Below are 18,159 nucleotides of genomic sequence, written 5' to 3'. Positions count from 1 at the left end.
CGCGACGATCAAGGAAGTCCTGCACGCCGCAGAGTGCGCCCCGGTGCGCGCTGACGTGCCCCGATCGCTAGCGTTCGCGTCATGCCAGTGCGTGTGGGGAACATCCGCGAGTGGAGCGGTCAGGACGTCGTCGACGAGGCCGGTGACCGGATCGGCAAGCTCGAGTCGATCTACGTCGACACCACCACCGACCAGCCCGCCTTCGCCACCGTGCTCGTAGGGCTGATGGGCAAGAAGCTCGTCTTCGTGCCCATCGACGACGCCGTGGTCGGCCCCGGGTACGTCAAGGTGCCGTTCTCCAAGAACCAGGTGAAGGGTGCGCCGTCCATCGAGACCGACGGCGAGCTGCGCGCCGAGGCCGAGGGTGACGTCTTCGCCCACTACGGGCTCACCTACACCGCGGCGCCGTCCGAACGCCGTCTCGGCCGCCGCTGACCCCCCCTCCGGAACCGCACTTTCCACGGCAAGTGCAGCACCCGGCCGCCGGGAAGCGCACTTGCCGAGGAAAGTGCGGGAAGGGGGGAGGGGGTTAGTCCTCGAAAGTGTTGAGCAGGCTGTGGGCCGCCCGCTCCAGGTAGTCCCACAGCACCTCGTGCTGCAGCGGCGGTAGCGCGAGCGAGTCGACCGCCACCCGCATGTGCCGTAGCCACGCGTCACGCGCCGCCGGCCCGATGTGGAACCCCGCATGCCGCATCCGCAGCCGCGGGTGGCCGCGGGTCTCCGAGTACGTCGTCGGGCCGCCCCAGTACTGCTCCAGGAACAGCGTCAGCCGCTCGCGGGCGCCGTCCAGCTGCTGCTCGGGGTACATCGGGCGCAGCAGCGGGTCATCCGCCACCCCCTCGTAGAACGCGTCGACCAAACGCACGAAGGTCTCGTGCCCACCGACCGCCTCGTAGAAGCTCTGCTGCTCGGCGGGCACGGCGCGGCCCACACCCAACCCGGGGCGCACCCCCTGCTGCGGGGTGGCCTGGGCACGTGTCTGCGGGCCCTGCTGGGGAGACGAGGACGACGACGGCATCACGCGCCCATCATCTCCGCTCGCAGCTCACCGCTCGCCGCCCTCCCGCGGGCTCGGCCGCAGCACCACCTCGGCGGCCCACGCCGCCGCGTCGGCGATGTCACGGGGCTCCATCTGCAGCTCCTGGCGCAGCACCACCCAGGTGGCGGGCGAGTCGAGGTGGGTCAGCGCAGCGGTGAGGTGGCGCTGGCGCTCGTCGTCGGCGGTGCCCAGTTCCTCACGCACGAGCCGCGGAACATGCGTCGTCTCCGCGGGGAGCGCCTCGTCACCCGCAGCAGCGTCCGACACCGCCCGCAGCGGCGTCTCCGCCGCGACGTGCGCCAGCTCCGGGCGCTCGGAGTAGGCGCGCATCGTCTCGCGCACGGTGAGGGGCACATCGAAGACGGACTCGGTGGCCTCCCGCGCGAACGCCGTCGCCTCGACCCACGCGGCCGTCGCCACGAGCAGCTGGGTGCGGGTCGGGTAGGTCCGGTAGACGGTGCGCTCGGCGACGCCTGAGCGTCGCGCGATGAGCCGGAACGGCACGTCGTCGGTGCCGAGCTCCTCGATGAGCGCGACGTACGCCGTGAGCACCGCCAGCTGGGTGCGCGTCAGCACGGGAGTCAGCTCGGTCGCCGCAGCGGCCCCGGCCGGCGTGCTCACGGCAGCGGCCAGCTCGGCAGCGACGACGACGAGGACGAGGACGAGGACGACGACTGCGCGTGCTCACCCGCCGGCCGCAGCGCCGCGAGCACCCGCTCCGTGACGACGTCGAGGACGTCGGCCGCGGCGGCGCCGTCCATCCCCAGGCTCGTGCGGGCGTGGGCCCAGAACAGCGGCGCCGCGAAGGTTCGCAGTGCGCCGGCCGCGCGGCGCAGGTCGCGGCGGTTGGCGCCGGGCAGCTCGTGCTCCACGACGGCGACCACCGCGTGCGTCAAGAAGTCAGGCTCGGGCGCGGAGACCGGTGACACGGCAGCCGACCGGGCGAGCACGCCCGCCTTGCGTGGCGCGGTGTCGAAGGCGAGGAACCGCTGCCGCGTCGAGGCGCGGAACTCCGCGGCCGTGCGGAACGGCGCGAACGGCATCTCGAGGGTGTCGATGCGTTGCGCGACGCCCGTCAGCAGGTGCGCGCGGGTGGGGAAGTGCCGGAAGACGGTGCGTTCCGCTACACCCACGGTGTCACCCAGGACGCGGTAGGAGATGTCGTCGAACGGCACCTCGTCGAGGAGGGTGCACGCGGCGGCGAGCACGGCCGAGCGGGTGTCGCGGGTCTCCTGCACCACCGGGGTCACCTCCCTCGCGCGTCGGCCGCACCAGTGGGCGGGGCGTCCGGTGGAAGCACGTAGCTGTCCGTGGGGTCCAGCGTGAGGGCGAGGGAGGAGACGTACAAGGGCTCTCCGAACGGTCCCACCTGGGTGGACGCGAGCATATCCGGGCGCTCGAAGACGTACCCGGTGACGTGGCAGCGCAGGCGCTGCCCCGACGGGTTGCCGGCCTCGTCGACCAGCGGCGAGGCGATGCCGTCATCCGTGCGCCGCAGGTACCAGCGGCCCCGAGTCACCAGCGCCACCGCCGGAGTGGTCACCGCAGCGACGCCGATGGCCACGAGCACCGAGAACGAGCGCGCCCCCTCCCCGAACGCGCCGAAGAACGTCAGCAGCGACAGCACCGAGCTCAGCCCCACGGACGTCAGGCCCACCGGGTTCCAGGAGTGGAGCATCCCCTTGCGGAACTCCGGGTACTGCGGCCCGATGCCCAGGAGGCGGCGCACCACCACGAGGTCGACGGCGATCGTCACGAGCCACGCCATGACGATGTTGGCGTACAGGCTCAGCACGAAGCCGATGAGCGAGAAGACGTCGAGCAGCATGAGCCCGAGGGCCATCGCCAGGTTGAACACCACGAAGATCGTGCGACCCGGGTAGGTGCGCCGGACCCTGGTCCACACGTTGAGCCACGCCAGCGAGCCGGAGTAGGCATTGGTCACGTTGATCTTCACCTGGGCGACGACGATGAGCGCCAGCGTGGCCACCGCCCCGAGCCACGGGGGCAGCAGCTCGCCGTACAGCGCGAGGAATTGCTGCACGGGCTCCACCGCGCGGGCACCCATGCCCGGGTCGACCCGGGTCAGGAGGAACGCCGCCAGCAGTACCCCCAGCACCTGCTTGAGACCGCTGAAGACCACCCACCCCGGCCCCGCGAGCACCGTCCAGATCCACCACGAGCGCCGGTTCTCCGCCGTGCGCGGCGGCATCGAGCGCAGGTAGTCGACCTGTTCCGCCAGCTGCGGCGTCAGGGCGAAGCAGACCGCCGCGCTGGCCACCACGCCGCTGAGGGTGGGACCGCTGGGGGCACCCCCGCCGGCGCCACCCCCGACGGCGGACGGGTCTCCGGTGAAGCTGGTGAAGTCGTCGAGGACCTGCGGGTCGGACACCACGAGCCACGCCAGCGGCAGGACCGCCAGCACGAGCCACAGCGGTGTCGTCCACGCCTGGAGCCGTTCGAGGGCCCGCATGCCGTAGATGACGATCGGTACGACGACGACGGTCGAGACGAAGTAGCCCACCGGCAGCGGGACCCCGAGCACGGTGTGCAGCCCCTGCGCCATGATCGCGCCCTCGAGCGCGAAGAAGATGCAGGTGAAGCCCGCGAAGACCAGCGTGGTGATGATCGAGCCGTAGTAGCCGAAGCCGGCTCCCCGGGCCACCAGGTCGAGGTCGAGGTTGTAGCGGGCCGCGCAGTGCGCCACCGGCCCACCCACGACGAAGATGATCGCGGAGGCGAGCAGCACCCCGAGGACGGCGTCGATGGTGCCGTGCACCACGCCGATGCTCGCCCCGATGGAGAAGTCGGCGAGGAAGGCGATGGAGCCCAGCGCCGAGACGCCCACGGCCGAGGTGCTCCAGCGGCGGAAGCTGCGGGGCACGTATCGGAAGGCGTAGTCCTCCAGGGAGTCCTGGGCGGCGAGGAGCGCGTCTCCGCCCGTCGCCCGCACGTCGCCCTGCCCCACGGTCCGCCCCCGCACCCGCCCGCAGCGCCACCCGCGCCGTCCATCCCCGATCACGCCGCAGTCGTGTTGCCCTCGTGTTTCACCGCCGTTGCGGTTCGGGATGCGAGCGGCAGCGCCGGCTGATTGCACCATGTCCACCGCAGCATCAGATGGTCAGGGCCTCCCGGACCCCGGCGTGCGCCTCACGCCCGCCGGCGCCGGTGCTCACCACTCTCCCGGACGCCAGGACGGCGTACCGCGCCGCCGCCGCCAGCGCGAAGCCCACGTGCTGCTCCACGAGCAGCACCGCGGTCCCGCTGGACGCGAGGTCGGTGACGGCCGCCTCGATCTCGGCGACCACCGACGGCTGGATGCCCTCGGTCGGCTCGTCGAGCACCAGCAGCTTCGGTTCGGTGATGAGCGCCCGCGCGATGGCCAGCTGCTGGCGCTGGCCGCCCGAGAGCAGGCCCGCCTTGCGGGTGGCCACGGCGGTCAGCGCCGGGAACCTCTCCATCGCCGCGTCGACCAGCGCCGCGCGCCGGGCGCGCGGGCGGGCGCGGTCGGCGACGAGCTGGAGGTTCTCCGTCGTCGTCAGCTGCCCGAACGACTGCTGCCCCTGCGGCACGTACGCCAGGCCCCGCGCGACGCGCTTGTGGGGGGCGAGGGAGGTGATGTCCTCGCCGTCCCACAGCACCTGGCCGCGGGTGGGCCGCAGCAGCCCCACCGCCGTCCTCACGAGGGTGGTCTTGCCTGCGCCGTTGTGGCCGAGCACGGCCACCACGCCCTCCGGCTCGCTCGCCAGGTTGACGTCGCGCAGCACCTGGGTGCGCCCGTAGCCGGCATCGACTCCGACCAGCTCCAGTGTCACGACGTCGCTCCTTCGTGCTCGGCCGGGTCAGCGCCGTGGGTGGCGGCGCTGCCCAGGTAGACCTCCTGGACGCGCGGGTCGGCCTGGACGTGTGCCACCGATCCCTCGCTGATGACGGACCCCTGGTGCAGCACCGTGACGCGCGTGGCGAAGCGGCGCATGAAGTCCATGTCGTGCTCGACGACGACGACGGCGCGGTGCTCGGCGATGCGCTGCAGCAGCGTGCCGGTGGCCGTCCGCTCGTCGTGGCTCATCCCGGCGACCGGCTCGTCGAGCAGGAGCACGCGCGCGTCCTGGACGAGGAGCATGCCGATCTCCAGCCACTGCTTCTGGCCGTGGGAGAGGGTGCCGGCGCGCTGCTCCAGCGACCCGGCCAGGCCGATCTGCTCGGCGGCCGCCTCGATGCGCGGCTCCACCGTGCGCCGCGGCCGCAGGAGTGCCGCGGAGCGGCGGTTCATGCCCGCGGCGATGTCGAGGTTTTGCAGCACCGACATCTCCTCGAAGACGCTGGCCGTCTGGAACGTGCGGCCCACACCGAGCCTCGCCGTGCGGTGCACGGGGCGGCCCAGCAGCTCGTCGTCGCCGAGCTTGGCGGACCCGGTGCCGCGCACCAGCCCGGTGATGGCGTCGATGCACGTCGTCTTGCCCGCCCCGTTGGGACCGATGAGGAAGCGCACCTCACCGGGGTGGGCGTCGAAGCTGGCGTCGCTGACGGCCACGAACCCGCCGAACTGCACCCGCAGACCGCTGACGACCAGCGAGACGGGGGCGGCGAGGCCGGTGGCGACGTCCTGGGGTGCGCCGAGGACGTCGACGGTCTGGGGGCTCACGGGTGGACCTCCTCGGCGGGTCGATCGGCGGGAGTGCTCGCGGCAGCGGCGGGCGCCGGGGTGCCGGCCGCACCCGCGGCGGGAGGGCTTGACGCGCCGCGCCGCGGGCTCGTGGCCCGCTCGCGCAGCCTGTCGACCAGGGACGCCGCGCCACCCGGGAGCAGGGCGATGACGGCGATGAGCAGCGCACCCTGGAAGTAGCTCCAGAAGGAAGGGAACGCCTCCGAGAGGCTGGTCTCCGCCCAGGCCACGCCGATGGCGCCGAGCACCGGCCCGAACAGCCCCGCCCGTCCGCCGACGGCCACCCCGACGATGAAGACGATCGACGGGACGACGCCGATGTCCGCGGGGGAGATGATCCCCACGATCGGCACGAAGAGCGCCCCCGCGACACCGGCCAGCGCCGCGGCCAGCGCGAACGCCACGGTCTTGACGAGCGCCGGGTCGTACCCGAGGAAGCGCACGCGCTCCTCGGCGTCGCGGGTGGCCACCAGCAGCTCCCCGAAGCGGCTGCGCTGCAGCGCAGCGGACAGTGCCACCGCGGCCACGAGGATCCCCGCCGCCAGGTAGTAGAGCGTGAGCCGGTTGGCGGGGTCGGACAGCGAGTAGCCGAAGAACGAGCGGAAGCCGTTGAGGCCGTTGGTGCCGCCGGTGGTCTGCTGCTGCCCGACGAGGAGGACGACGAACGCCGCCACCATCGCCTGGGACAGGATGGCGAAGTAGGCGCCCTTGATGCGGCGCTTGAAGATGGCCAGCCCGAGCGCCGTCGCCAGCAGCGCCGGGAGTGCCACCACGGCCAGCAGCGTGAACAGCGGGCTGCGGAACGGCTCCCACCAGCCCGGCACGGTGCCGTCTCCGTAGAGCAGCATGAAGTCGGGCACGCCCGACCCGCCATTGAGCTCCGCGTCGGCCAGTTTGAGGTGCATGGCCATCGCGTAGCCGCCGATGCCGAAGAAGACGCCCTGGCCGAGGGTGAGCATGCCGCCGCGCCCCCAGGCGATGCCGATGCCCACCGCCACGATGGCGAAGCAGATGAACTTGCCCAGCAGCGCCAGCCGGAAGTCCGACAGCATCAGCGGCGCCACGACGAGCAGCACGAGGGCGAGCGCCCCGGTGCCCGCCAGCGCGTTCCGGCGGCTGGGGACCCCCAGTCCGCCGGTCACGCCAGGCTCCGCGTGCGCACCGTGAACAAGCCCTGCGGACGGACCTGCAGGAAGGCCACGACGATCACCAGGATGAGGAACTTCGCGATGCTCGCCGTCGTCGACAGCTCGACGAAGGCCTGCAGCAGGCCGAGGCCGAAGGCCGCCAGCACTGCCCCGCGGATCTGGCCGATGCCGCCGGCCACCACCACGAGGAACGCGTCGACGATGTAGCCGGTGCCGAGGGTGGGCCCCGTGGAACCCACCAGCGTCAGCACGACGCCCGCGACGCCCGCCAGCCCGGAGCCGATGACGAAGGTCAGCCGGTCGGTGGCGCGGGTGGAGATGCCGGAGGTCTCGGCGAGCTGGCGGTTGAGGACGACGGCGCGGATGCGCCGGCCCAGCGCCGTCGTCGTGAGCAGCAGAGCGAGCCCGCCCACCGCCACGACGACCACGCCGAGGATGAAGAGGCGCGTCCACGGCACCACGGTGCCCAGCACCTCGACGTTGCCCTGTAGCCAGCTCGGCGTGCGCACGTCGACGGCGGGTGCGCCGAAGATGTCGCGCGCCAGCTGCTGCAGCACGAGGGAGACGCCGAACGTCGCCAGCAGCGTGTCCAGCGGCCGGTGGTACATGTGCCGCACGAGCAGCTGCTCGAGCAGCGCGCCGAGCGCGCCGCCGACGGCGAACGCCACCGGCAGCGCGACCAGCAGGGACAGCCCGGCGTCGCCGAGGATCTGCTGCACCACGTACGCGGTGTACGCCCCGGCCATGATGAACTCGCCGTGGGCCATGTTGATCACTCCCATCTGACCGAAGGTCAGCGAGAGCCCGATGGCCACCAGCAGGAGCACCGACCCGATGCTCACTCCTGCCACCAGCTGCGATCCGATGACGTCCACGTCGTCCTCCTTCGCTCTCTCTCGTCCGCCCGCAGCGCCTGCCTTCAGCCGGCGATGCCGGCGGCCCAGGGGTAGGACTTGAGGTACGGGTCGGGCTCGACCGGCTCGGGAGCCGACCACACGGTGTTGATGAGGCCGGTGCTGTCGACCTGGCCGATGCGGGGGGTCTTGGTGATGTGGTTGTTGTCCCCGTCGACGACGACGGTGCCCTCGGGAGCGTCGAAGGAGACGCCGTCGGCGGCCTCGTTCACGGCGTCGGTCTCGAAGGAGCCGGCCTTCTCGACCATGGCCTTCCACAGGTAGACCGAGGTGTAGGCGGCCTCCATCGGGTCGGAGGTGACGCGGTCGGCGCCGTAGGCGGCCTTGAAGTCGGCGACGAACTTCGTGTTCGCAGGGGTGTCCAGGGTCTGGTAGTAGTCCCACGCGGTGTACTGCCCGACGAGGTTCTCGACGCCGACGCCGCTGACCTCCTCCTCGGCGATGGACACCGAGACCACCGGCATCGTCTCCGGGCTGAGGCCCAGGCTGCGGTACTGGCGGAAGAAGGCGACGTTGGAGTCACCGTTGAGGGTGTTGAACACCGCGTCGGCGCCCGAGGAGGCGACCTTGTTGGCGATGGTCGTGAAGTCGGTGGAGCCGAGCGGGGTGTACTCCTCGCCGACCACGGTCATGCCGTTGGCCTTGGCGTAGGCGTTGATGATCTTGTTGGCGGTGCGCGGGAAGACGTAGTCGGAGCCGACGAGGAAGATCTTCGACTTGCCCTGCTCCTTGAGCCAGTCCAGCGCGGGGATGATCTGCTGGTTGGTGGTGGCGCCGGTGTAGTAGATGTTCGGCGACGACTCCAGGCCCTCGTACTGCACCGGGTAGAACAGCAGGCTGTTGTTGGTCTCGAAGACCGGCAGCATCGCCTTGCGCGAGGAGGAGGTCCAGCCTCCGAAGACCGCGGCCACGCAGTCCTGGCGGACGAGCTTCTCGGCCTTCTCGGCGAACGTCGCCGGCTCGGAGGCGCCGTCCTCGGCGACGACGTCGAGCTTCTTGCCCATGACGCCGCCTGCGGCGTTGATCTCGTCGACGGCCATCTTCAGCGACTCGCTGACGGTGGTCTCGGAGATGGCCATCGTGCCGGACAGCGAGTTGATGAAGCCGACCTTGACGCTGTCGCCGGACGTGTCGACACAGCTCTGGGCGCCGGAGGCCCCGGCCGTGGTCTCGCCGGCCTTGGCGCCGCACGAGGACAGGGCCAGTGTGCCGGTGAGGACGGCGAGGGGGACGGCGATCAGGCGGCGGTTGCGGTGCAGCACGGGACACCTCTTCTGGTCTGCGAGGGACGGGCGACCTGGCGGTGCCAGGTCGTGCGAGGCAGATCAGACGGCAGTGTCATGACACTGCCATGTCCCTGTGTAACGCCTGTGTTACTCCGTTGTTCGCGCACGTCAGAAGGCCCCGGCCGATGTCGTAGTGCTGACATCGACCGGGGCCGGACGCGCAGGGTGGCAGCAACAGGCTGCCGGCGCTCGCCTCAGCGGCGCTGGTGCAGGCCCTCCTCGTGGGGCTGCGGGGCGAGCACGTTGCCGGGGCCGTCGGGTCGCCGTCCGCGGGTGAAGCCCAGGGCGCGCATGGCCGGTCGCGACAGCCTGTCGAACACCCCGGGTGCCAGGGCGAACGCCGCCTTCATCGCGGGGTTGGCCCACCCCGCGTCGAGCTCACGGTGCGCCGGCGCGCCACGGTCTGCGGCGTGCAGCACCTTCGCCGCGACGTGCTCGGGGGAGGAGACGGGGTACGGCGGGCGGTTTCGACGCCCCAGCACGGTGGCCGACTGGTCGTAGATGGGGGTGTCGACGCCGCCGGGCGCCACCAGGCAGATCCGGATGCCCGGCACGTCACGGTTCTCCTGCTGCATGGTGCGGACCAGACCACGCAGCGCGAACTTCGAGGCGTTGTACGCACCCATCCACGGCACCGTGATGCGGCCGAGCACGGACCCCACCACGACGAGCGTCCCCTCGCCCTGTGCGCGGAACGTCCGCACCGCCTCCGACGCCACGAACGCCGCCCCGAGCACGTTGGTGCGCAGCACCCCCTCCAGCACGGCCGCCGGCACCTCGTCGACGCGGCCGTAGGCCGCGACCCCGGCGTTCTGGACGACGACGTCGAGCCGCCCCCAGCGCCGCGCGGCGTTCGCCGAGGCGCGGCGGACGGCGTCGTCGTCGGAGATGTCCAGGGGAGCGACCAGCACGTCGGCGGAGCCGAGGGAACTGCACTGGCGGGCGACCTCCTCCAGCGGCGCCGGGGCGCGGCTGGAGAGCATCAGCCGGTCGCCCCGGCGGGCGCACGCCAGCGCCGTCGCCATCCCGATGCCGCTGCTCGCCCCCGTGATCCAGACCGTGCGTGGCGGCTGGGGAGCGTGCTGCTCAGGAGGCACGCGACGGCTTCCACCGCTCGTCGGTGTCCTTGACTGCGGCGGCCGCCATCGCGATGTTCCGCTGCATGCCGCCGAAGACGACACCGTGGAACGGTTTGATCGCCTGCCAGTAGAGGAATCCGGACAATCCCTTGGGGTGGAAGACCGCCCGCTGGCGGAAGACGGTGCGGCCGAAGTCGTCGGTCTCCACGCACAGGTCGAGCCACGCCTCCCCGGGCAGGCGCATCTCCGCGCGCAGCCGCAGCAGCTCGAGGTCGCGGATCTCCTCCACGCGCCACCAGTCGAGGGCGTCGCCGACGGACAGGTCGTACGGGTTGGCGCGACCGCGGCGTAGGCCCGGGCCGCCGACGCCGATGTCCATGAGGCCGCGCACGCGCCAGCCCAGCGACCACGAGTACCAGCCGTTGACGCCGCCGATGCCCTCGATGACGGTCCAGAGCTGACGCGGGGTGGCGTCGACGGGGGAGGACCTGTCGTCGACGTACAGCGACCCGCCGGACCAGTCCGGGTCGGACGGGAGCGGGTCGGACGGGACGCCCGGGGTGGAGGCAGAGCGCCACGACGTCATGACGTCGAACTCCTGCACACGTGCGAGCGCCAACTCGATGGCGCCGTCCACCCCGAGCAGCCCGGTCGGCGGGTCGGGCACGTAGGCGGTGATGTCTCGTTCCTTGACCACCACCTCGTGGATGATCGAGCCGATCAATGCCCCCGCGATGGTGTGCGGCACGGGTGTCACGAGGTTGACCCAGTGGCTGGACAGGTGTGGTGTCAGCACCGGCACCGGGATCGCGTACCGCTTGGGCAGACCGGCGACCTTCGCGTAGCGCTGCATGAGTTCGAGGTAGGTGACGACGTCGGGCCCGCCGATGTCGAAGCCGCGACTGACGTCGCTCGGGATGGACGCCGCGCCGACGAGGTAGCGCAGCACGTCGCGGACCGCGATCGGCTGGATCCGGTTGGCCAGCCACTTCGGCCGGATCATGATCGGCAGGCGCTCGGTGAGGTAGCGCAGCATCTCGAAGCTCGCCGATCCGGAGCCGAGGATGACGGCGGCGCGCAGCACCGTCACGGGCACCCCGCTGGCCAGCAGGATGTCCTCGACCTCCTTGCGGCCGAGCAGGTGCGGGGAGAGCTCCTCGCCGTCGGGGTAGAGACCACCGAGATAGACGATGCGCCCGGTGCCCGCCTCGCGGGCCGCCTTGCCGAAGCACAGGGCCAGCTGCCGGTCGCGGGCCTCGAAGCTGCGCCCGGTGCCGAGGGAGTGCAGTAGGTAGTAGGCGACGTCGACGCCGTCCAGCGCCTTGGCCACCGACTCCGCGTCGGAGGCGTCACCCTCGAACATCTCGACGTGCTTCGCCCAGGGCCTGTCGCGCAGGCGCTGCGGGTTGCGGGCGAAGGCCCGGACGCGGAACCCGGCGGCCAGCAACTCCGGCACGAGCCGGCCCCCGATGTACCCGGTGACGCCCGTGACGAGGGCGAGGCGCCCCTCGCCGCGTGGGAGGCCGGCGAGGTCGATGCGAGCCGGGACGGGGGAGTCGGCTGCGGAGTCTGGGGCGGCGGGCGCGGTGGTGCCGGGCGAGTCGGCCATGTCGAGATCCTCCGTCGCCGCCCCGCTGCCCGCACCCCGACCACGCCGCCCTCGCGGCGACGATCATGCGGGTCCGCGTCACCTCCGCTGGCCGCGGGCCGCACCCTGCGCGCCGGCCGATGGGGACGGCGCCCCGCCCGGCCGCAGATGCGGAACCGCGCTCCAGATGCCGGAACCGCGCTCCAGGTGTCGGAACGTTGCCGCAGATGTCGGAATCGGGCGGTGATTCCGACATCTGCGGCGGGGTAGCGGCACCTGGAGCATGGCGCCGGTGCAGTTCTGGCTTCGTCGGTGGAGGTGACGCCCCATCGAGGGAGCTGATGGGGCGTCACCTGCGCAGGGAGGTGGCGCTCAGCTGCATGATCGTCGCGGGTCCTGTGCGCGGACGCTGGGCAGTCGGCGTGCCGGACCTCCGTGATCGCCCGTCGCGGATCCTGCGCGCGGACGCTGGGCGGCCGGCGTGCAGGACCTCCGTGATCGCCGCGGAGGGTCAGCGGTGGGAGGACGGGCCGGTCGGCGGGCCCTGGTTGCCGGGAGGCAGCGACGGCGCGGGGGCGTCGTCGGCGTCGTCGGCAGGGTCGGCGGGGTCGTCGATGGAGTGGCCGATGCCCTCGGCGTCGAAGCGCGCCTTGATGCGCGCCCGCAGCTCCCGCGAGACCGACCACTGCTGCAACGGCGCAGTGCGCACCGCGAGGCGCACCACCACCTTGTCCATGCTGAGCGCCTCGATGCCCCACACCTGCGGCTCCTCGAGCAGGTGGCGGCGCCAGTCCTCGTCGGCGTGGAACTGCTCGCCCACCTCGTCGAGGACCTCGGCGACCCGCGCGGCGTCGGCGGAGTAGGGCACGTCGATGTCCAGCACCGCCCGCGACCAGCCCTGCGACCGGTTGCCCACCCGCAGCACGTCGCCGTTGCGCACGTACCAGACCGTGCCGTCCACCCCACGTAGCCGCGTCACCCGCAGGCTCACGGCCTCGACGGTGCCCTGCGCGTCGGCGGAGAGGTTGACCGAGTCACCGACGCCGAACTGGTCTTCGGCGATGATGAAGATCCCCGCGAGGAAGTCTTTGACCAGCGTCTGTGCGCCGAAGCCAACCGCCACACCGACCACGCTGACACCTGCGAGCAGCGGAGCCAGCGGAATGCCCAGCTGCCCGATGACGAGCAGCGCCACCACGGTCATCACCACGGCGGTGGTGAGGCTGCGCAGCACCGAGCCGAGCGTCCTGGCGCGTTGCGAGCGCCGCTCCCACGCCAGGGTGCCGTCGGTGCTCGCGGTACTCGCCTCCGACGCCCGCGTCTCGCGGCCCCGTCCGGCGCGCCACCATCGCGACCGGCCCGGCTGCGCCTCACCGCTCGCGATCCGCTCGGCCAGCGCCTCGATGGCCGAGTGAGCCACGTTGCGGACGATCAGGCCCGCCACCAGGATCAACGCGATCTTGAGCAGCGGTGAGCCGTAGTACATGAGGAACTTGGCGAACGTCTCGTTGACACCGGCGTTGACCATGAGGCCGCACCACGTGCCGTCGCCGGGTGAACACGCCAGGGTGGAGGCCGCCTCGGTGGACCGGGTGACGTCGTTCGTGAGCTCCTGCACAGGGGACGACGGCGCCGCGCTCGCGGAGGCAGCAAGGACGGACGTCAGCGCAGCAGCGATCACGGGACCACCCCGCCGTCGTCGTCCTGCTCACCGAGCACCAGACCGGTGTGCGCGGCGGCGAAGCAGAGCGTGTCCGCCGCGAGCTGCACCGTCCGCGACACCGCCCGCGCGCCGTGGCCGACGCCGGCCTCGCGCCGCAGCAGCACCGGCTTCTCAGCGGGGTCGGAGCGCGTGGCGTGCTGCAGCGCCGCGCAGAGCTTGCGGGCGTGCAGCGGGTCGACGCGGGAGTCCCCGTCGAAGACCGTGAACAGCACCGCCGGGTACTCCACGGACGCCGGGTCGGGCGAGCACGCGTGGTAGGGGGAGTAGGCGAGGAGCCAGCCGAGGTCGTCGGGGTCGTTCGCGTCTCCGTACTCCGGTGACCACGTGGCCCCCAGCCCGTGCAGCTGGTACCTGACCATGTCGAGCAGCGGCGCGGAGCAGAGCACCGCGGCGAAGGCCTGCGGCCTCTGCGTGAGCGCCGCCCCGACGAGCAACCCGCCGTTGGAGCCGCCGCTGATGGTGAGCTGCGCGGGCGTGGTCCAGCCGCGCGACGCGAGCGCGTCGGCCACGGCGAGGAAGTCGTCGAAGACGTTCTGCTTGGCGGCGAGCATGCCGGCGCGGTGCCAGCTCTCGCCCTCCTCGTTGCCGCCGCGCAGGCCGGCCACCACCCAGATGCCGCCGGCCTCCACCCACGCCAGCGCACTCGCGCTGTAGCCGGGCGTCATCGTGTGACCGAAGCCGCCGTAGCCGTACAGCACCGTCGGAGCGGGGGCGGCGGGGGCAGACGCGTCGGGGGTGGCGAAGGCGTCGGCGCGGGCGACGGCGAGGGCGCGCACCACGGTGCCGTCCAAGCTGGTCACCTCCAGCTGGCGGGTGACGACGGCGGGCAGCTCGCCCATCGACGCGAGGCCCGGCGCCGTGGACTCGACGGTGAGCGACGCGGTGCGCGCGTCCCAGCGGAGCACGCTCGGCAGCTCCACCGTCGACGTCCACGTGAACCACGCCTCGTGCCCGCCTTCCGGCCGGCCGCGCAGGCCGCCGAGGCTGCCCGCGCCGGGCAGCGCCACCATGCCCCGCTCGCCGGGGAGCTGCTCGCCGCTGGCGAGGTCGTGCACGGTGAGCTGGGCGACGGCGTGCTGCGTCCACGCGACCAGCAGCAGCGGCTGGGACAGTTCGGGCCCGTCGAGGATGGCGTAGTCCTCCAGGACCGCGTCGTCGCGCTCGCCGACGAGGTCACGCCAGCTGTCGGGTCCGAGGTTCTCGGGGTCCGTCGGATCGGCGACGGCGAGGCGCCCGCGCGGTGCACCGAGATCGGTACCCACGTAGAGGCGGCCGTCGCGCCCGACGCCCGCGCTGGTGTGGGCGTCCAGCCCCACGGCCACGGGCCGTAGCTGCGGTAGCCCGGCAGCCAGGCCGCCGTCGGCGGTGAGGTCGGCGAGGTAGCAGTCGGACCGCGGGGAGGTGCCCACCGACGTCGTCACCGTCAGCCAGCGGCCGTCCAGCGACGTGCCCACCCCGTAGTAGGTGGTGATGGGCTGGCCGGCGCCGAACACCTCGACGTCGCCGCCGTCGCCGGGTTCCGCGTCGGGGTCGGCACCGACCCGGTGCAGCCAGACGCGGCGGTGGTACTTCTCCTCACCGGCTGGCAGCCCCTCGGGCGCGAGCCGGCGGACGTAGAAGAAGCGGGCTGCGCCGTCCTCGGAGACCGGCAGCCAAGAGACGGGGGAGTACCGGACCCGCTCGATCGGCCCGTCCAGCACCTCGCCCGTGGCGACGTCGAGCACGCGGAGCACGCTCTCCTCGCTGCCGCCCTCGGACAGCTGGAACGCCAGCAGGTGGCCCTCGCGCGAAGGCTGCCACGCGTCGAGGGTGGTGCGGCCGGTGGGGTCCCACACGAGCGGGTCGATGACGACGCGCTCGACGACGGCGCCGTCCGGTCCCCTCTCGGTGACGAGTAGCTGCGGGTGGTCGCGGCCGGGGTCACGGCGTGCGCGGAAGCACCGGTCGCCGCGCCACACCGGCGGGCCCACGGCCCCGGCCGACAGCAGCTGCGCGATGCGGGCGGCCACGGCGTCGCGGCCCTTCCACGTCGCACGCTCGGCCGCGAACAGCGCGTCCTGAGCGGCGGACCAGGCGCGGGTGCGCGCGTCGTCGTCGTCCTCCAACCAGCGGTACGGGTCGGCGACGCGGTAGCGGGGCGAACCTGCGGGAAGCTCCTCGACGAGGTCGAGCCGCTCGGCGGGTGGGTAGGCCAGGGCCGCTGGCGGCGCTGCGGAGGCGGGAGGCGTGAGCGACGGCACGCCTCACGACCCTATGCGGAGGTGCCGACGCTCCGGCGCGCCCGCTCGCGCTGGCGCGCCCCGCCGGGCAGGCTGGGCTCGTACCGTCCCCGACGTCAGACGCCGCGCGCAGCCGCGCCAGAACCACCCCAGGAGCTCCGCGTGAGTGACAGCCCGCAGTCCCTGCTGGCCCCCAGCGAGGGCGACGGGCGGTACGTCTCCGTCACCACCTCCGGCCCGGACCTGGAGGTCCTTTCACCCGTGCACCAGAACGCCCCCACCACGGCGCCCATCGACCCGGCCGAGATGCCCTCGTCCCGTCTGGCGGAACTCGCCACGGCGCACGGTGTGGCTACCGAGTACTGGGACTGGCAGGGCGGCCACATCACCGTCTCGCGGGCGACCATCGTCGCGGTGCTGTCCGCCATGGGCATCTCCTGCGCCACCGAGGACGACGTCGCGACGGCGCTGGCCGACCACGAGCTAGCGCCGTGGCGCCGCGTGCTGCCGCCCGTCGTCGTCGTCAGGGCCGGTCACGGCGGCACCGTGCCGCTCCACGTGGCCAAGGGCGCCCAGGTGCGGGTGTCGGTGGTGCTGGAGGACGGCGCCACCGCCGAGCTGCAGCGCGCCCGGCGTACCGAGGGCGGTGAGTGGCCCGTGACCACCCGCGAGATCGACGGCGAGCAGCGCGAGGAGCTGCTGTTCGCCCTGCCGACCGACCTGCCGATGGGCTGGCACGAGCTGACGGTCACCACCGGCGGCGGTTCCGGTGCTGTCGCTGAGGCGTCGGCCCCGCTCGTGGTCACCCCTGACCGCCTGGAGCTCCCGGCGGACCTGGCCGGCGCCGGGCACCGGTGGGGCTTCATGACGCAGCTGTACTCGGTGCGTAGCCGCGCCTCGTGGGGTCTGGGAGACCTGGCCGACCTCAGCGAGCTGCTCGACTGGTCCGGCCGCGACCTCGGCGCCGACTTCCTGCTCGTCAACCCCCTGCTCGCCGCCGAGCCCGTGGGACACATGCAGGACAGCCCCTACCTGCCCACCACCCGCCGGTTCACCAACCCGGTGTACCTGCGGGTGGAGGACGTGCGCGAGTTCGCCTACCTGCCCGCCACCGACCACGCCCTCGTGGAGTGGCAGGCCGAGCCGCTGCAGACCCGCAACACCGACCCCGGCCAGCTTGACCGTGACGCCGTGTGGGCCGCCAAGCGCACCGCGCTGCGTACGGTCTTCGAGCTGGGCCGCAGCCACGCCCGGCAGGCGGCCTTCGACGCGTTCCGGGAGCGCGAGGGCCAGGGTCTTGCCGACTACGCGCTGTGGGCCGCGATGATCGAGCACTTCGGCCCCGGCACCCCGTGGCCGGAGGACGCCCGCATCGGCACGCCGCTGGTGGAGCACCTGCGCGAGGAGCTCGCGCCGATGATCGAGTTCCACGAGTGGCTGCAGTGGCAGTGCGACGAGCAGCTCGCCCGCGCGCAGGCCACCGCCATCGACGCGGGCATGGCCCTCGGGGTCATGCACGACCTCGCCGTCGGCGTCCACCCCTCCGGTGCCGACGCGTGGGCGCTGCGCGACGTGCTCGCCACCGGTGTCTCCGTCGGCGCCCCGCCGGACGCGTTCAACCAGCAGGGCCAGGACTGGTCGCAGCCCCCGTGGCAGCCGGTGGCCCTCGCCGAGGCCGGGTACGCGCCGTGGCGCGACATGGTCCGCACGATCCTGCGGCACGCCGGCGGCGTCCGCGTCGACCACGTGCTCGGCCTGTTCCGCCTCTGGTGGGTGCCGAACGGCTCCGGCCCCGGCATGGGCACCTACGTCCGCTACGACCACGACGCGCTCGTCGGCATCCTCTGCCTGGAGGCCGCGCGCGCCGGCGCCGTCGTCGTCGGAGAAGACCTCGGCCTGGTCGAGCCGTGGGTGCGCGGGTATCTCACCGAGCGGGGCGTGCTCGGCACGTCCGTGCTGTGGTTCGAGAAGGACGGCGAGGGCAAGCCCCTGCCGCCGCAGTCCTGGCGGGAGCTGTGCCTGGCCACGGTGAACACGCACGACCTGCCGCCGACGGCCGGCTACCTCGCGGGCGAGCACATCGAGCTGCGCGACCGGCTCGGCCTGCTGACGCGCTCCATCGACGAGGAGCGCGCCGCCGACGAGGCCGACCGTGCCGCCGTCATGGCGCAGCTGCGCGAGCTCGGGCTGCTGGGGGAGCAGCCCACCGAGCGCGAGGTGGTCGAGGCGCTGCACGCCTTCCTGCTGGCGACGCCCGCCAAGCTCGTCGGGGTGGCGCTCACGGATGCCGTGGGCGACCGCCGCACGCAGAACCAGCCCGGCACCTCCGACGAGTACCCGAACTGGCGGGTGCCGCTCACCGACGGCTCCGGCCAGGTGGTGCTGCTGGAGGAGCTGCGCGAGCGGCCGCGGGTGATCTCGCTGGCCGAGCTGGTCGGGCGTAGCGACGACTAACCTCCGTGATCATGGACGTTGTGCACACGACGGGCCGTGATCA

At 72.7% G+C, this 18,159-nt stretch carries 15 protein-coding genes; 2 read left to right on the top strand and 13 right to left on the bottom strand.

Annotated elements, in window-relative coordinates; all coding sequences use genetic code 11:
• The first annotated feature begins 81 nt into the window (after positions 1–81).
• Complete coding sequence (locus BXY45_RS20700) at positions 82–435, top strand: PRC-barrel domain-containing protein (RefSeq protein WP_109776425.1); 354 nt, start codon at positions 82–84, stop codon at positions 433–435.
• Between the two features lie 94 nt (positions 436–529).
• On the opposite strand, the gene BXY45_RS20695 is transcribed toward BXY45_RS20700, so the two are convergent.
• From BXY45_RS20695 to BXY45_RS20635, 13 genes are all read right to left on the bottom strand, one after another.
• Positions 530–1,018, bottom strand: coding sequence for a globin (locus BXY45_RS20695; protein WP_109776445.1), 489 nt, complete (start codon positions 1,016–1,018; stop codon positions 530–532).
• Positions 1,019–1,045: 27 nt separating this feature from the next.
• Positions 1,046–1,660 (bottom strand): TetR/AcrR family transcriptional regulator, encoded by a 615-nt coding sequence (locus BXY45_RS20690; RefSeq protein WP_109776424.1) that lies wholly within the window; start codon positions 1,658–1,660, stop codon positions 1,046–1,048.
• A complete protein-coding gene (locus BXY45_RS20685) occupies positions 1,657–2,280 on the bottom strand; it encodes a TetR/AcrR family transcriptional regulator (RefSeq protein WP_170131654.1) in 624 nt (207 codons plus the stop codon). The genes BXY45_RS20690 and BXY45_RS20685 overlap by 4 nt, the downstream gene beginning before the upstream one ends.
• Positions 2,281–2,285: 5 nt before the next feature.
• Positions 2,286–4,007: a purine-cytosine permease family protein gene (locus BXY45_RS20680; protein ID WP_211319793.1), complete on the bottom strand. Its 1,722-nt coding sequence runs from the start codon at positions 4,005–4,007 to the stop codon at positions 2,286–2,288.
• 145 nt (positions 4,008–4,152) lie between these two features.
• A complete protein-coding gene (locus BXY45_RS20675; RefSeq protein ID WP_218566956.1) occupies positions 4,153–4,854 on the bottom strand; it encodes an ATP-binding cassette domain-containing protein in 702 nt (233 codons plus the stop codon).
• The gene (urtD, locus tag BXY45_RS20670; protein WP_109776443.1) at positions 4,851–5,612 is read right to left on the bottom strand and encodes an urea ABC transporter ATP-binding protein UrtD; all 762 of its coding nucleotides are present in this window, start codon (positions 5,610–5,612) and stop codon (positions 4,851–4,853) included. The genes BXY45_RS20675 and urtD overlap by 4 nt, the downstream gene beginning before the upstream one ends.
• A gap of 68 nt (positions 5,613–5,680) precedes the next feature.
• Positions 5,681–6,847 (bottom strand): urea ABC transporter permease subunit UrtC, encoded by a 1,167-nt coding sequence (gene urtC, locus BXY45_RS20665; RefSeq protein ID WP_211319791.1) that lies wholly within the window; start codon positions 6,845–6,847, stop codon positions 5,681–5,683.
• The gene (gene urtB / locus BXY45_RS20660; RefSeq protein WP_109776421.1) at positions 6,844–7,728 is read right to left on the bottom strand and encodes an urea ABC transporter permease subunit UrtB; all 885 of its coding nucleotides are present in this window, start codon (positions 7,726–7,728) and stop codon (positions 6,844–6,846) included. The genes urtC and urtB overlap by 4 nt, the downstream gene beginning before the upstream one ends.
• Before the next feature lie 44 nt (positions 7,729–7,772).
• The gene (gene urtA / locus BXY45_RS20655) at positions 7,773–9,029 is read right to left on the bottom strand and encodes an urea ABC transporter substrate-binding protein (protein WP_109776420.1); all 1,257 of its coding nucleotides are present in this window, start codon (positions 9,027–9,029) and stop codon (positions 7,773–7,775) included.
• A gap of 218 nt (positions 9,030–9,247) precedes the next feature.
• The gene (locus BXY45_RS20650; RefSeq protein ID WP_109776419.1) at positions 9,248–10,150 is read right to left on the bottom strand and encodes an SDR family NAD(P)-dependent oxidoreductase; all 903 of its coding nucleotides are present in this window, start codon (positions 10,148–10,150) and stop codon (positions 9,248–9,250) included.
• Positions 10,140–11,741, bottom strand: a complete 1,602-nt coding sequence (locus BXY45_RS20645; RefSeq protein ID WP_109776418.1) for an SDR family oxidoreductase — start codon at positions 11,739–11,741, stop codon at positions 10,140–10,142. Before BXY45_RS20645 ends, BXY45_RS20650 begins: the two co-directional genes overlap by 11 nt.
• A 490-nt stretch (positions 11,742–12,231) precedes the next feature.
• Positions 12,232–13,401: a mechanosensitive ion channel family protein gene (locus BXY45_RS20640; protein ID WP_109776417.1), complete on the bottom strand. Its 1,170-nt coding sequence runs from the start codon at positions 13,399–13,401 to the stop codon at positions 12,232–12,234.
• Positions 13,398–15,683 (bottom strand): prolyl oligopeptidase family serine peptidase, encoded by a 2,286-nt coding sequence (locus BXY45_RS20635; protein ID WP_109776416.1) that lies wholly within the window; start codon positions 15,681–15,683, stop codon positions 13,398–13,400. Before BXY45_RS20635 ends, BXY45_RS20640 begins: the two co-directional genes overlap by 4 nt.
• A gap of 141 nt (positions 15,684–15,824) precedes the next feature.
• Here BXY45_RS20635 and malQ point away from each other — a divergent pair, with 141 nt between their 5' ends.
• Complete coding sequence (gene malQ, locus BXY45_RS20630; protein WP_218566955.1) at positions 15,825–18,116, top strand: 4-alpha-glucanotransferase; 2,292 nt, start codon at positions 15,825–15,827, stop codon at positions 18,114–18,116.
• Positions 18,117–18,159: the final 43 nt, after the last annotated feature.

The sequence above is a fragment of the Quadrisphaera granulorum genome, assembly GCF_003149145.1.
GTDB lineage: Bacteria > Actinomycetota > Actinomycetes > Actinomycetales > Quadrisphaeraceae > Quadrisphaera > Quadrisphaera granulorum.
The sequence above is the reverse complement of the archived record's forward strand: the minus strand, read 5'-3'. Positions and strand labels throughout refer to the sequence as shown.

Coding starts and splice junctions, on each gene's coding strand:
- BXY45_RS20700 (WP_109776425.1), top strand. CDS start 82: ATGCCAGTGCGTGTGGGGAACATCCGCGAGTGGAGCGGTCAGGACGTC.
- BXY45_RS20695 (WP_109776445.1), bottom strand. CDS start 1,018: ATGCCGTCGTCGTCCTCGTCTCCCCAGCAGGGCCCGCAGACACGTGCC.
- BXY45_RS20645 (WP_109776418.1), bottom strand. CDS start 11,741: ATGGCCGACTCGCCCGGCACCACCGCGCCCGCCGCCCCAGACTCCGCA.